Origin of the sequence: Microbacterium sp. CR_7, from assembly GCF_041954755.1 — a bacterium.
Taxonomy (GTDB): domain Bacteria; phylum Actinomycetota; class Actinomycetes; order Actinomycetales; family Microbacteriaceae; genus Microbacterium.
The window spans coordinates 430,570-443,665 of the sequence record NZ_JAVAYF010000001.1 but is presented as its reverse complement, the minus strand read 5'-3'; the positions used below and the strand labels follow the sequence as shown (position 1 = coordinate 443,665).

Annotated in this window: 12 protein-coding genes; 5 read left to right on the top strand and 7 right to left on the bottom strand. The window is 69.2% G+C overall.

Annotation, left to right across the window (positions count from 1 at the left end):
• Positions 1 to 4: 4 nt before the first annotated feature.
• From ffh to RAC81_RS02075, 4 genes are read right to left on the bottom strand one after another with little or no spacing between them, the layout of a single operon-like run.
• Positions 5 to 1,564 carry a signal recognition particle protein gene (gene ffh / locus RAC81_RS02090; RefSeq protein WP_375080785.1) on the bottom strand — a complete coding sequence of 520 codons (1,560 nt, stop codon included), beginning with the start codon at positions 1,562 to 1,564 and terminating at the stop codon, positions 5 to 7.
• A 13-nt stretch (positions 1,565 to 1,577) separates the two neighbouring features.
• Positions 1,578 to 2,075: an RNA polymerase sigma factor gene (locus RAC81_RS02085; RefSeq protein WP_375080784.1), complete on the bottom strand. Its 498-nt coding sequence runs from the start codon at positions 2,073 to 2,075 to the stop codon at positions 1,578 to 1,580.
• Positions 2,072 to 2,689, bottom strand: a complete 618-nt coding sequence (locus tag RAC81_RS02080; RefSeq protein ID WP_375080783.1) for a hypothetical protein — start codon at positions 2,687 to 2,689, stop codon at positions 2,072 to 2,074. Before RAC81_RS02080 ends, RAC81_RS02085 begins: the two co-directional genes overlap by 4 nt.
• A gap of 59 nt (positions 2,690 to 2,748) precedes the next feature.
• On the bottom strand, positions 2,749 to 3,333 hold the full coding sequence (locus RAC81_RS02075; protein WP_375080782.1) for a TetR/AcrR family transcriptional regulator: 585 nt from the start codon (positions 3,331 to 3,333) through the stop codon (positions 2,749 to 2,751).
• Positions 3,334 to 3,406: 73 nt separating this feature from the next.
• On the opposite strand from RAC81_RS02075, the gene lipB reads away from it, so the two are divergent.
• Both lipB and lipA read left to right on the top strand, forming a co-directional pair.
• Positions 3,407 to 4,096, top strand: coding sequence for a lipoyl(octanoyl) transferase LipB (gene lipB, locus RAC81_RS02070; RefSeq protein ID WP_375080986.1), 690 nt, complete (start codon positions 3,407 to 3,409; stop codon positions 4,094 to 4,096).
• On the top strand, positions 4,093 to 5,085 hold the full coding sequence (gene lipA, locus RAC81_RS02065; RefSeq protein WP_375080781.1) for a lipoyl synthase: 993 nt from the start codon (positions 4,093 to 4,095) through the stop codon (positions 5,083 to 5,085). Before lipB ends, lipA begins: the two co-directional genes overlap by 4 nt.
• 21 nt (positions 5,086 to 5,106) lie before the next feature.
• On the opposite strand, the gene RAC81_RS02060 is transcribed toward lipA, so the two are convergent.
• The 3 genes from RAC81_RS02060 to smc are packed head-to-tail and all read right to left on the bottom strand — an operon-like array spanning position 5,107 to position 10,111.
• On the bottom strand, positions 5,107 to 5,607 hold the full coding sequence (locus RAC81_RS02060; RefSeq protein WP_375080780.1) for a DUF2004 domain-containing protein: 501 nt from the start codon (positions 5,605 to 5,607) through the stop codon (positions 5,107 to 5,109).
• 55 nt (positions 5,608 to 5,662) lie between these two features.
• On the bottom strand, positions 5,663 to 6,535 hold the full coding sequence (ftsY, locus tag RAC81_RS02055) for a signal recognition particle-docking protein FtsY (protein WP_375080779.1): 873 nt from the start codon (positions 6,533 to 6,535) through the stop codon (positions 5,663 to 5,665).
• A 27-nt stretch (positions 6,536 to 6,562) separates the two neighbouring features.
• Positions 6,563 to 10,111, bottom strand: coding sequence for a chromosome segregation protein SMC (smc, locus tag RAC81_RS02050; RefSeq protein WP_375080778.1), 3,549 nt, complete (start codon positions 10,109 to 10,111; stop codon positions 6,563 to 6,565).
• Between the two features lie 519 nt (positions 10,112 to 10,630).
• Between smc and RAC81_RS02045 the strand changes: the two genes are divergently transcribed.
• Genes RAC81_RS02045 through RAC81_RS02035 form a run of 3 tightly spaced genes read left to right on the top strand, consistent with a single transcriptional unit; the run spans position 10,631 to position 13,087 of the window.
• Entirely contained in the window at positions 10,631 to 10,909 is a 279-nt protein-coding gene (locus tag RAC81_RS02045; protein WP_375080777.1) for a hypothetical protein, read from the top strand.
• A gap of 13 nt (positions 10,910 to 10,922) precedes the next feature.
• Positions 10,923 to 12,008 (top strand): GNAT family N-acetyltransferase, encoded by a 1,086-nt coding sequence (locus RAC81_RS02040; protein ID WP_375080776.1) that lies wholly within the window; start codon positions 10,923 to 10,925, stop codon positions 12,006 to 12,008.
• Complete coding sequence (locus RAC81_RS02035) at positions 12,005 to 13,087, top strand: GNAT family N-acetyltransferase (protein WP_375080775.1); 1,083 nt, start codon at positions 12,005 to 12,007, stop codon at positions 13,085 to 13,087. Before RAC81_RS02040 ends, RAC81_RS02035 begins: the two co-directional genes overlap by 4 nt.
• Positions 13,088 to 13,096 lie beyond the last annotated feature (9 nt).

The following is a 13,096-nucleotide window of genomic DNA, read 5'->3' as shown; positions in this document are numbered from 1 at the left end:
CGCGTCAGTTCTTGCCGAAGAGCTTCTGGATCTCGGCGAGATCCGCTTCGGTCGGCGCTTTGGCTCCCCCGCCCAGGCCGAAGCCGGATCCGGTCGGCGTCGACGCAGGGGCGAGCCCGGCGTTCTCGGCAGCGCGCTTGGCCGGGTTGCCCGACCGCGATCCCGAAGGCTTCCCCTTACCCTTCTTGCCGCGCTTCGAGGAGGCTCCGGGGCGCCCCATCCCGGGCACAGGACCCATGCCGGGGATGTTCGGGGTACCGCCGCGGGCGACGGTCTTCATCATCTTGGCGGCCTGGTCGAAGCGCTGCACCAGCTGATTCACGTCCGTGACCGTCATGCCCGAGCCCCGCGCGATGCGCAGGCGGCGCGATCCGTTGAGGATCTTGGGATTGCGTCGCTCCCCCGGAGTCATCGAGCGGATGATCGCCTCGGTGCGGTCGATCTCGCGCTCGTCGAAGTCCTCGAGCTGCTGCTTCATCTGACCCATGCCCGGGAGCATCCCGAGCATCTTCTTCATCGACCCCATCTTCTTCATCTGCTGAAGCTGGTCGAGGAAGTCCTCGAGCGTGAACTGCTCGGTCGCGAGCTTCTCCGCCATCTTGGCGGCCTCTTCCTCATCGAAGGCCTGCTGGGCCTGCTCGATGAGGGTGAGGATGTCGCCGAGGTCGAGGATGCGGCTCGCCATGCGGTCGGGGTGGAACGGCTCGAGGTCTTCGAGGCGCTCGCCCGTCGAGGCGAAGATGATCGGGCGCCCGGTCACCGACGCGACGGACAGCGCAGCACCACCGCGCGCATCGCCGTCGAGCTTCGACAGCACGACGCCGGTGAAGTCGACGCCCTCCTGGAAGGCCTTGGCCGTGTTGACCGCGTCCTGACCGAACATGGCGTCGATCACGAAGAGCACCTCGTCGGGATCCACGGCCCTGCGGATGTCGGCGGCCTGCTTCATGAGCTCGGCGTCGACGCCGAGACGGCCCGCCGTGTCGATGATGACGACGTCGTGCTGCTGACGACGCGCGTGTTCGACGCCGTCGCGCGAGACCTTGACCGGGTCGCCGACCCCGTTGCCCGGCTCCGGCGCATAGATCGTGGCACCGGCCTGCTCGGCGACGACCTGCAGCTGGTTCACCGCGTTCGGGCGCTGCAGGTCGGCGGCGACGAGCAGCGGAGTGTGGCCCTCGCCCTCGAGCTGCTTGGCGAGCTTGCCCGCGAACGTCGTCTTACCCGAACCCTGCAGCCCGGCGAGCATGATCACGGTCGGAGCGGTCTTCGCGAACTGCAGGCGACGCTGCTCTCCACCGAGGATCTGCACGAGCTCCTCGTTGACGATCTGCACGACCTGCTGCGCCGGGTTCAGCGCCTTGTTCACCTCGTCGCCGAGAGCGCGCTCCCGCACCTTCGCCGTGAACTCCTTGACGACCGAGAGGGCGACGTCGGCGTCGAGGAGCGCGCGACGGATCGCGCGGACGGTGCCGTCGACATCGGCCGCACTGAGCTTTCCCTTCGTGCGCAGATTGCGGAAGGTATCGGTGAGCCGATCGGAGAGCGTGCCAAAGGTAGCCATGGTGCTACCGATTCTACGCGAGCGGGGCCTCAACGCTCAGCGCGGCACGAAGCTCGGCCTTGGCTCGCTGATAGCGGCCTCGTGCCGTCGAGGACGGGATGCCGAGGAGCGACGCCGCATCGGCGAGCGAAAAGCCGTCCCAGTGCACGAGTCGCACGATCTCCGCGAGGTCGGGATCTAATCGGTCGATGGCGTCCCGCACCTCCGCCCCCTGATCGGCGCCGGGCGCGTGCGGCTCGCTCGGCGAGAGCCGGATCCGATCGACAAGCGCCCACCGCCGCCTCACTCCCCGCGCATGGTTGAGCACAGTGCCCCGGGCGACGCCGAACAGCCACATCCGCGCACCCTCCGCATCAGCGGGCAGCTCTTTCACGCGGCGCCACCCCACCACCATGGTCTCCCCGAGGAGGTCCGCGGCGTCGTCCGGGCCGACACGGCGCTCGAGATAGGCAAGCAGAGCCGAGGCGCTGGCCTCGAACGCGACGACCAGCCGCCGATCATGGGCGTTCATCGGTCCCCACCCCAGTCCTCGCCGTCGCAGTGCAACTGACTGTGCGCGGATGCACCTGCGAGTGCCGTGCTGTCGAAGCCCCGGGCGACGAGCTCGTCGTGCAGCGCTTCACCGAGCGCCTGTTCGTTCGCCAGCCAGGCATCGAGATCTGCCTGCCTCGGGCCGTCCGGGTCGACGCCCGCCGCGGCGTTGCTCGCGCGGATCGAATCCAGGTACTCGGGCACGTACCGAGCCACGGCGGCCTCCACGTCGTCATGGGCGAACCAATCGTCGACGGCGGTGTTGACGTCGACCTGCAGAAACGGATTGGAGATCGCGTAACCGCTGACCCGCAGCTCGCACTCGCCCCAGGTCGGAGAGGTGTAAGCGTAACTGCGATCGGGATTCTCCAGCCCGTCCCCCCAGAGCCACCCGCTGGACGCGACCGCGAGACCCGATCCACCGACCAGAAGCGCGGTGATCGCGCCGCCGAAGGCAAGCGTCCGCGATCGACGTGCGACTCGCCGCGCCTGAGAGCGCGCTCGGAACACGAGCCCACGCACGTCTCGCGGGTCCAGCGCGCGCCGTGCGGGCGCTGATGAGTCGAGCAGTGTCTCGAAGGTGTGCGTGTCCATGAGCGTTCCTATCGGTGGGTTCACTCAGGACATGTCCGGCGCGCGCCGATACGTCCGCGTCAGCCCCAGCGGAGGTCGTCGAGGCTCGACAGCGCGTCGGCGAGCACCGTCTCCGGCGCCGAGTACCCCGCGCCCTGCTCCGCCCATGCGCGGAGGGAGGACAGCACCGCCGCGGCATGTGCTGCGCCGACGACATCGGCACGGATGCGGGGAACGCCCGACGCGGATGCCGCGGACGCGACGATCGAGGCCAGGCGAGCCAGTCGCAGCGCGCTGTCTCGAGTGAGCTCGTCGTCGAGGCCCATGGCCGTGCGGTTTCGCAGCGCCAGCGCGAGCGGATCCGGCGCGAACCCCCGCAGCGCGTCGACGAGGATCGACCGCACCGCTGCGGCATCCGCGCGGTCGCCGAGCTCGCCGAGCGCCGCGCCCACTCCGTCGATGCGTGCATCGAGGCCCGACCACAGCACGTCGCTCTTCGACGAGAAGTAGTTGAAGAAGCTGGACCGGCTGACTCCTGCGCGCTGGGTGATGTCCGCGACGGACGTCGCGTCGTATCCCCGCTCGAGGAAGAGCTCGCAGGCGGCCTCGGCGAGCGTCTCGCGCGACGACGCCTTCGGGCGTCCCGCGCGGCTCGTCGTCGTCATGAGGACACGGTATCGCGCAGCGACCCCGAGCGCGCCCGCGCCGCACGTCGAGGAGTATTGTTAGACGCAATCCATCTATGCCACGGTCGCCTCACGAGGGAGTGCTCGCATGCTCGACGTCGTCACCGCCGGTCTCGCACCGGCCTACGTGCCCTACACGGAGGGTTGGGATCTCCAGCGGCGCGTCCATGCCGACGTGGTCGCGGGCTCGCGACCCGACACCCTGCTGCTCCTCGAGCACGAGGCGGTCTACACCGCCGGTAAGCGCACGGAGGACCACGAGCGGCCGCAGGACGGAACCCCCGTGATCGACGTCGACCGCGGCGGCAAGATCACCTGGCACGGCCCAGGACAGCTCGTCGGCTACCCGATCGTTCGACTCGCCGAGCCGATGGACGTCGTGGCACACGTACGGACGATCGAACGCGTGCTCATCGATGTGCTGCGACCCCTCGGTGTCGACGGCTACCAGGTCGACGGGCGCAGCGGCGTCTGGGTGCGCCGCCCCCTCTCCGAGGACAAGGTCGCCGCGATCGGCGTGCGGGTGCAGCAGGGCGTGACGATGCACGGGTTCGCGATCAACTGCGACAACACGCTGTCCGGCTTCCGCGGCATCATCCCCTGTGGGATCACCGATGCCGGGGTCACCACCGTGAGCGAGGTCGTCGGCGCCGACGTCTCCCCCTCCGACATCGCGGATGCCGTCGCCTCCGCCTTCACCGCCGTCTACTCGACCGCCGACCTCGCAGGAGCCTCCGCATGACCGCCGCCGCACCCGAGGGGCGCAAGCTCCTCCGACTCGAGATCCGGAACTCGGAGACGCCCATCGAGCGCAAGCCCGAATGGATCAAGACCAAGGCCAAGATGGGCCCGGAGTACACGGCTCTCCACTCGCTCGTGAAGAGCGAAGACCTGCACACCGTGTGCCAGGAAGCCGGCTGCCCGAACATCTTCGAGTGCTGGGAGGACCGCGAGGCCACCTTCCTCATCGGCGGCTCGCAATGCACGAGGCGCTGCGACTTCTGTCAGATCGACACCGGCAAGCCGGACGCCTACGACACGGACGAGCCCCGCCGCGTGGCGGAGAGCGTGCAGCGGATGGGCCTGCGCTACGCCACCGTCACGAGCGTCGCGCGCGACGATCTGCCCGACACCGGCGCTTGGCTGAACGCCGAGACGGTGCGCCGGATCCACGCGCTCAACCCCAACACGGGGGTCGAGCTCCTCGCGAACGAGCACAATGCCGACCCCGCGTTCCTGGGCCAGATCTTCGAGGCACGCCCTGAGGTGTTCGCCCACAACGTGGAGACCGTCCCGCGGATCTTCAAGCGCATCCGCCCGGCGTTCAAGTACGAGCGCTCTCTCGACGTGATCACCCAGGGACGGGATGCCGGACTCATCACGAAGTCCAACCTGATCCTCGGAATGGGCGAGGAGCCGGAGGAGGTCGTCCAGGCGCTCAACGACCTGCACGAGGCCGGCTGCGACATCATCACGATCACCCAGTACCTCCGCCCGTCGCCTCGGCATCTGCCGGTCGCACGCTGGGTGAAGCCCGCGGAGTTCGTCGAGTTCAAGGAGGAGGCGGAGCGCATCGGGTTCCTCGGCGTCCTGGCCGGGCCGCTCGTGCGTTCGTCGTACCGAGCCGGACGGCTGTGGGCGCAGTCGATGACGTCGAAGGGACGCGAGATCCCCGCGCACCTCGCGCACATCGCGGAGAGCGCTGACCTCGGCTTCGCTCAGGCGGTCTGAGATCGGGCAGAGCGCCGACCGTCAGTCGGCGCTCATGACCGACAGCACGGCGCCGTCGGATCCGAGATTCACCAACAGCACGTCGTCGGTCGTGTCGGCGTCGAGCGCGTACTCGAGCACCGCGAACGGCTCGGAACCACCGTGCTCGTCCGCCAGGATCGTCATGCTCATGAGCCGCAGCGACCGGATGATGTCGACAGCGGCGTCGCCGCTGACGTCGATCAGCACGTCCTCGAGCTCGTCGCCGTAGGCCTCCTGCTGCTGCAGGATGTACTCGGTCACCTCGCTCGTGCGGTCGTCGACCTCCGAGAGCATGCTGCGACGGGCGGTGCCGTCGACCGTCTCGAGACCCGCGATCAGCGACGCCGCGATGTCGAGGGCGTCTGCCGACACGTCGTCCTGATCCGGAGCCGTGAGGTCAACCGTGACGCTCTGATCGCCGAGTTCCACGGTCTCCGACCAGAAGATCGAGCCGTCGGGGCCCGACGACAGGAGTCCGAAGTAATCGTGTTCGATCGCCATAACGCTATGAAACCAGCCTCCCGGTCGCGGCGGTAGTCCTGTGCGTGTCGTGTCGTCAGCCGACGAGCGACTGCACGAAGACGTGAGGGGTGAAACCGGTGAGGTCGTCGATGCCCTCGCCCTGCCCCAGGAGCTTGACGGGGATGCCGGTGCGCTCCTGCACCGCGAGGACGAAACCGCCCTTCGCAGAGCCGTCCAGCTTGGTGAGGACGAGCCCGGTCACGCCGGCGTGCTGCAGGAAGGCCTCGGCCTGCATGACGCCGTTCTGCCCGGTCGTGGCGTCGAGCACGAGCAGCACCTCGCTGATCGGAGCCTGCTTCTCGATGACCCGGCGGATCTTCGTCAGCTCGTCCATCAGTCCGCCCTTGGTGTGCAGGCGTCCGGCGGTGTCGATGATCGCGATCTCGATGCCCTCGCGCTGCGCGAACTCGATGGTCTGGTAGGCGACGGACGCGGGATCCTGGCCCTCGTGCTGCGGCCGGACGATCGCCGCTCCCCCGCGCTGCGCCCAGGTCGCGAGCTGGTCGACCGCCGCCGCCCTGAACGTGTCCGCCGCTCCGACCACGACGCTGCGCTGGTAGCCGCGGAGGAACTTCGTGAACTTGCCGATCGTCGTGGTCTTGCCGACGCCGTTGACTCCCACGACGAGCACGACGGCCGGACGCTCGGTGAGCTTCAGGGTCGTGTCGAACTTGGCGAAGTGCTCCTCCAGCGTCTCGCGCAGCATGCGCTGCAGATCCTTCGGGTCGGTCGTACGGTAGCGCTCGACCTTGCCTCGGAGCTCGTCCACGACGCGCTCGCTGATGTCGGGACCGAAGTCGGCGGTGATGAGCGCGGTCTCGAGGTCCTCCCACGTCGTCTCGTCGATCGTGGGCTTGACGAACATGCCGCGCAGCGCGCGACCGAGGGACCAGGACTTCTCCGCCATGACTCCAGCCTATCCGCGCAGGGCCGATCAGACCGCGGCAGCGGCGGCGCGGTCGCCGACGCGCTGCCCGACCACGGCGGACACGCCGTCCTGACGCATCGAGACGCCGTAGAGGGCGTCTGCGATCTCCATGGTGCGCTTCTGGTGGGTGATGACGAGCAGCTGCGAGCTCTCGCGCAACTGCTCGAACACCGTGAGCAGACGACCGAGGTTCGCGTCGTCGAGCGCGGCCTCGACCTCGTCGAGGATGTAGAACGGGCTCGGCCGCGCCTTGAAGATCGCCACGAGGAGTGCGACTGCGGCAAGGGAGCGCTCACCGCCGGAGAGCAGGGACAACCGCTCGATCTTCTTGCCGACCGGTCGCACCGACACCTCGATACCGGTCGTGAGCATGTTGTCGGGATCGGTGAGCGAGATGCTGCCAGCGCCGCCGGGGAACAGCAGGGGGAAGACCTGCCCGAACGCCTCCTTCGTGTCCTCGAACGCGCTCGCGAAGATCGTCTGCATCCGCTCGTCGAGGTCGGCGATGATCGTCAGGAGGTCCTGCCGCGTCTGCGTGAGATCGGCGAGCTGCTCGGTGAGGAACGCATGCCGTTGCTCGAGAGCCGCGAACTCCTCGAGCGCGAGGGGGTTCACGCGACCCAGTTGCGCGAGCTTACGCTCGGCGTCGGCGAGGCGACGTTGCTGGATGCGGCGGTCGAACGGGATAGCGGTGTCGTCCACCAACTCCTCGTCAGCGGGCCCTGCCCCGGGATCGCGAGGAACCAGCTGGTCCGGTCCATATTCCGCAACGAGAATATCTTCATCGAGCGCCAGCTCCGACGCGACGCGCTCGAGCAGGCTGTTCAGGTGAAGCTTCTTCTCGTGGATCTGCAGTTCCAGGCCATGGACGCTCTCGGTGAGGCCTGCGAGGCGCTCGCGGAGCGACGTCTCCTGCGTACGGAGCGCGGTCAGCTCCTCGTTCTGCGCGGAGCGCGCGGCCTCGGCCTCTCCCAGCGCGAGGCGTGCTTCGGCCACAGAGCGATCGATCGAGTCCAGGATGCGCGGCAGCTCGGACGCGACCCCGGATGCCGCCTCCCGCTGCGCCCGGCGGATCACCGCTCGGCGCGCCGCCTCGGCTGCGGCATCCCGCTCCTGCTCGCGCTGGCGCTCGAGACTCGCGACGCGCGCCTGGGCAGCTCGGACTCGCTCCCGAAGTGTCTCGATCTCCAGGCGCGCGCGGACCTCGCCTTCGCGCGCGGACTCGAGCGCCTCGAGCAGACCGTCTCGGGCCGACGCGTCGAGAACGGGCCGCGGAGCGGACACGGCGTCATCGAGCTCCGACTTCGCGCGGGCGGCCTTCACCTCCGCTTCCTCGACCGCTGACTGGGCCTGAGCCAGCCCTGCCTCGAGCCGGTCGCATTCCGCGACCGCCGACTCGTGCGTGACGGTCACGCGGTTCACCTGCTCCGCGTGGCTGGCCAGCGCCGCGTCATGCTCCCGGAGCGCACGCAGCGCGTCCTTCGCCTGACGCCGCGTCGTCTCGACGAGGTCGTTCGCGTCCTCCCGCGCCTCGCGCAGCGAGTCGACGATGACCTGCACCTCCGCGAGGCGCTCCTTCGCGGCATCCCGCTCTGCGGCCAGTTCGAGTCGAGAACGCTCTCCGCCGGATCCCGTGCGGAGGGTCTGCGCCGTGACCACGTCTCCCGTGGTCGTCACGACGGTCGTCGTCGTGTCGCCGAGAGCGTCCAGCGCGGTCCGCGCGCGCCTCGCCTCGTCGAGATCGCCGGCGATGAGCACGTGCGACAGGATGCCGAGCACGCCGGCGGGCGCTGTGACGGTCTCCACGGCGGGCGTGACGCCCGGAAGCTCGGGAAGCTGTACGGCAGGACGGATCGCATCGGCCACGACGAAGTCGATCACGCCTCTCCCCTGCGAATCGGCATCCCCGGCGAGGGCGAAGGCATGCAGAGCCTCGTCGACCAGGACGCCCTCGGCCAGCGGACCGAGCACAGCGGCGATCGCGGCCTCGAATCCGGACTTCACCTGCACCGCATCGCCGACGAGACCGCGGATGCCGTCGCCCCCGGTCTTCACGATCTCGGCCGCACCTCCCGACAGGGCGAGGGCGCTCCCCAGGGCTGCGGCCTTCGCCGTGAGGGCGTCGACCTCGCGCTCCGCCGCGTGCAGCCGTTCGCGAAGCGTCTCCCGCTCCGTCTCGGCAGCGGTCGCCGCGCGCTGCGCGCTCTCGTAGGCCGCGGAGTACTCGGCCGCGGTGCCCTCGGGTGCCTCCGCGGTGTCGATGGCCTCCAGTGCCTCGGCCGCCTCCCGACGCCGGATGTGAGCGGCCTCGAGAGCGTTCTCCTGCCGCAGCACCGCGCCGCGCACCGCCGCGAGAGCCGACGCCGCGGCATCCGCTGCGCCGCGCAGCGAGGTGAGCCGCATGTCGTATTCCGACACCAGAGCGCTCTGCTCGGCGATGTCGACGTCGAGCGTGTCCAGCTCGGCGCGCGCGCTCACGACCTCGCGGCTCGCGGCCGCGGCGGCGTCCTGCGCATCGCCGAGCCCCTCCGAGATCTCGGTGATCTCGGCCTTCGCCTCGTCGATCGTGGCCTGAGTGACGGTCACCGCGGTCACCGCGGCGTCGTCCTCCTCCGAGCCCAGCAGCGCGAGGCGCTGGTTGGCGAGCGTGTACAGACCGCGCATGCGCTCCTGCACCTGCTCCAGCCCGAACGCGACGCCGCGAGCCTGGTCGACGGCCACGGAGTTCTGGTCCTGCTCAAGGCGCGCGATGTTCGCACGCACGGCCTCCGCCTGATCGGAGAGCACGAGCCGTTCGGTGTGACGCTCGTGCTCCGTCCGCGTGTGGTCGGCCAGGGCTGTGCGCAGGGCGACCACGTCATCGGCGAAGATCCGCGCCTTAGCGTCGCGCACGACCGCCGCGATCGTCTGCGCCTCGCGCGCGATCTCGGCCTGACGACCGAGCGGCTTGAGCTGGCGGCGGATCTCCCCCGCGAGATCACTCAGACGCGTGAGGTTCGTCTCCATGGCATCGAGCTTGCGCAGGGTCTTCTCCTTGCGCCGGCGATGCTTGAGGATTCCGGCGGCCTCCTCGATGAAGCCGCGACGGTCTTCGGGCGAGGCCTGCAGGACGGTGTCGAGGCGCCCCTGGCCGACGATGACGTGCATCTCTCGGCCGAGGCCGGAATCGCTGAGCAGCTCCTGCACGTCGAGCAGTCGGCAGGACTCGCCGTTGATCGCGTACTCGCTCGATCCGTTGCGGAAGAGGGTGCGGCTGATCGTGACTTCGGCGTACTCGATCGGCAGGGCGCCGTCGGCGTTGTCGATCGTCAGCTGCACCTCGGCACGACCGAGCGGTCCCCGCGTCGAGGTACCGGCGAAGATGACGTCCTCCATCTTGCCGCCGCGCAGGGTCTTCGCGCCCTGCTCGCCCATGACCCACGCGAGGGCGTCGACGACGTTCGACTTGCCTGACCCGTTGGGACCGACGATGCAGGTGACGCCCGGCTCGAAGACGAAGCTCGTCGGCTGCGCGAAGGACTTGAACCCCTTGAGGGTCAGGCTCTTCAGATGCATGCGCGCACCGCGCTTCCGGGCTGGATCACGCCCTCACGCTACCGGAATCCCGCGCCAGGACCGGCATCCCGCGCGGTGCGACGGCGATCGTCCCGACGCCGCGACACGCCGGACACGCCCGGGATGCTTGACGTCAGCTGTGAGCCTTCGCTACCGTGAACCTCCGGATCGCCACACGAAAGGAGGTTACCGATGATGATCACTCAGCTGAACGCACAGGCCACAGGCCTCGCCGCGCCCTTTGCGCAGCGCCTTGCGCACTCGGTAACCGCCGGCGTCCGTCGTAGCAGCGCTCTGTCCTAGAGCCGCAGCAGCAGGACTCCGCCCGCTCTCGGGCGTCCGCCTCGCGCGCCATCGTGCCGCCTCGCCCTGATCCCCAGGATCACGGCTTCCCGCCGACCCCGGCTCCCGCGCTCCGCGGCATCCCGGGCTCGTGCTCCCGCCGCGCCACCCTTCTCTCATCGGGTCTGCGCCGTCTGCGTCATCGCATTCACACCACCACCACTCGAAGGAATCATCGTGAACACCACGCTGTACCGCTCCACCACCCACCCACCGGATACCGAGGACCAGCAGGTCCTCCACATCCCCGCACCCGACGACCTGCGTCGCCTCGCGCTCGCAGACCGTCTCTCCCTCCGTATCGGCCTGTGGCTGCTGCAGAGAGCGCAGCGCCCGCGACGGGAGCGCCGCTCGTCCCGCGTCTCCGGCGATCTGCTCGCTCTCGACCGGCGGGAACGCTCCGTCGCCGAGACGTACGCTCTGCTCACCTTCGACCTGCAGCGCCAGCTGCGCTGATCGGAAGGACATCATGAGCATCGTGCTCACCGAGGATGCGACGCTGCATCCGCTCGTGCTCCCGGCGCGGGCGGATGCAGCAGACGCGGGCGAGTTCCGCGAACTCGCCCGCGTCCGCAACGACGTCTATCGCGCGATCACCGGACGCGACGAACAGGACCTCGAGCCCGAGGCGCTACTGCCACTGCTGAGGTCGCGTCCCGAGCGCACCACGATCGTCTGGGCAGTTCGCGTGGCCGGCGAGATCGTCGGACGCACGGTCGTCGACATCCCTCACGAAGAGGGGTCGCGTACCGCGATCGCGAGCATCGAGATCCATCCACGGGTGTGGGGCCGGGGCATCGGCAGCGCTGTGCTCCCCCACTTCGAAGCAGCAGCCCGGCAGCACGGCAGGACCGTCATCCAGAACTGGACCGAGCAACCGGCGTCGTCGGGCGAGCGGATCACCGCGCGCACCGGACACGGAAGCGTGCCGGACGACCATGTCTCCCGGTTCTTGCTGCGCCATGGATTCTCGCTGGAGCAGGTGTATCGGGTTAGCCGTCTCGACCTCGACCGCGAGACCCATGAGTTCGACGCGCTGCACGCGGACGCGCGCCGCGCGGCTTCCGGATACCGCGTGCTGCAGTGGGAGGTGCCCACACCGGCCGAGCATCTCGACGGCTACGCGTGGCTCAAGTCGCGCATGTCGACGGATGCTCCGTCGGCGGGACTCGAAGCCGATGAGGAACGGTGGGACGCAGAGCGCGTCGTCGCCGGCGAGAAGCGCATCATCGAGATGAGGCAGTGGATGCTCGTCACCGTGGCGCAGCATGTCGAGAGCGGCGAGCTCGCGGCGTTCACCGAAATCGGCATCGGACCCGACATGACGGCCACCACTCACCAGCACGACACGCTGGTGCTCCGTGAGCACCGAGGGCATCGCCTCGGCCAGCTCGTCAAGGGCGCCTCGCTCGCGACCTGGCGGAAGATCGCGCCGCAGTCGCGGGCGGTGATCACCTACAACGCCGAGGAGAACCGGCCCATGCTCTCCATCAACGAAGCCCTGGGCTTCGAGGCCATCGCCTACGAAGGCGCCTGGCGGAAGGATCTCTTATGACCACGTCCACGCTGACGGTCACGCCCCTGGTCGTCCCGCAGTCGCTCGACAGCGACGACGCCGCGGACTTCCTCGCGTACGGCGAGCTCAATCGCCTCGTCTGCGATGAGGCCACCGGCATCCCCGATCTGGCTCCGGACGCCGCCCAGATGCTGCCAGCCTGGCAGGACCAGACCGACACCCTGCACACGGGCTTCGTGGCAAAAATCGACGACGAGATCGCCGGCATGATCACGATCGACTACGCCAGGGAGGCGGACGCGCAGGCAGCCGAGATCGATGTGCTCGTGCCGCGTCGCTTCGCCGGGCGCGGAGTCGAGGCTGCGCTGCTCGCGCGTGCCGAGGAGGAGGCGCGCGCGCACGACCGGTCGCTCAGCCAAGCCTGGTCGCTGCATCGTCCGATCGAGGCCGATCGCATGATCGTGCCCCGGACAGGCTGGGGGCGTATCCCCGCCACCGCGCTCTCCGACGCGCTCGAGGCCGACGGCTTCGTGTGCGAACAGGTCGAACGCAACAGCGAACTCGATCTGCACGCAGACCCGTCCGCGCTCGAGCGTGCCCTCCACGACGCCCTCGCCGTCGCAGGGCCGGACTATCGGATCGTGCAGTGGATGGCACCGACCCCGGAGGAGTACCGGGACGGGTACGCGGGAATCCTCGCACGCCTCTCGACGGACGCGCCGAGCGGCGACATGCAGTTCGTCGCCGAGGAATGGGATGCGCAGCGCGTCGAGCGCCGGGACGCGAGGTTGACCTCCGCGGGTCAGGCGTTCGCGGTCACGGCCGTGCAGCACGTGCCGACCGGCGATCTCGTGGCGTACAACGAACTGCTGATCGGGGCGGACCGTACGTCCACGACGCACCAGTTCGGCACCCTCGTATCCAGCGCGCACCGTGGTCACCGGCTGGGCATGATCGTCAAGTGCGCGAACCTGCTGCGCTGGCGCGAGCTGATGCCCGACTCCCCCGCCGTATCGACCTTCAATGCCGAGGAGAACCGTCCGATGCTGAGCATCAACGAAGCACTCGGCTTCCGGGCGGTCTCGTACGCGGGCGCCTGGCAGAAGCGACTCTCGTGAGGATCATCC

Coding starts and splice junctions, on each gene's coding strand:
- smc (WP_375080778.1), bottom strand. CDS start 10,111: ATGCATCTGAAGAGCCTGACCCTCAAGGGGTTCAAGTCCTTCGCGCAG.
- RAC81_RS02075 (WP_375080782.1), bottom strand. CDS start 3,333: ATGACGACGACGAGCCGCGCGGGACGCCCGAAGGCGTCGTCGCGCGAG.
- RAC81_RS02080 (WP_375080783.1), bottom strand. CDS start 2,689: ATGGACACGCACACCTTCGAGACACTGCTCGACTCATCAGCGCCCGCA.
- ftsY (WP_375080779.1), bottom strand. CDS start 6,535: ATGGCGGAGAAGTCCTGGTCCCTCGGTCGCGCGCTGCGCGGCATGTTC.
- RAC81_RS02060 (WP_375080780.1), bottom strand. CDS start 5,607: ATGGCGATCGAACACGATTACTTCGGACTCCTGTCGTCGGGCCCCGAC.
- ffh (WP_375080785.1), bottom strand. CDS start 1,564: ATGGCTACCTTTGGCACGCTCTCCGATCGGCTCACCGATACCTTCCGC.
- RAC81_RS02085 (WP_375080784.1), bottom strand. CDS start 2,075: ATGAACGCCCATGATCGGCGGCTGGTCGTCGCGTTCGAGGCCAGCGCC.
- RAC81_RS02035 (WP_375080775.1), top strand. CDS start 12,005: ATGACCACGTCCACGCTGACGGTCACGCCCCTGGTCGTCCCGCAGTCG.
- lipA (WP_375080781.1), top strand. CDS start 4,093: ATGACCGCCGCCGCACCCGAGGGGCGCAAGCTCCTCCGACTCGAGATC.
- RAC81_RS02040 (WP_375080776.1), top strand. CDS start 10,923: ATGAGCATCGTGCTCACCGAGGATGCGACGCTGCATCCGCTCGTGCTC.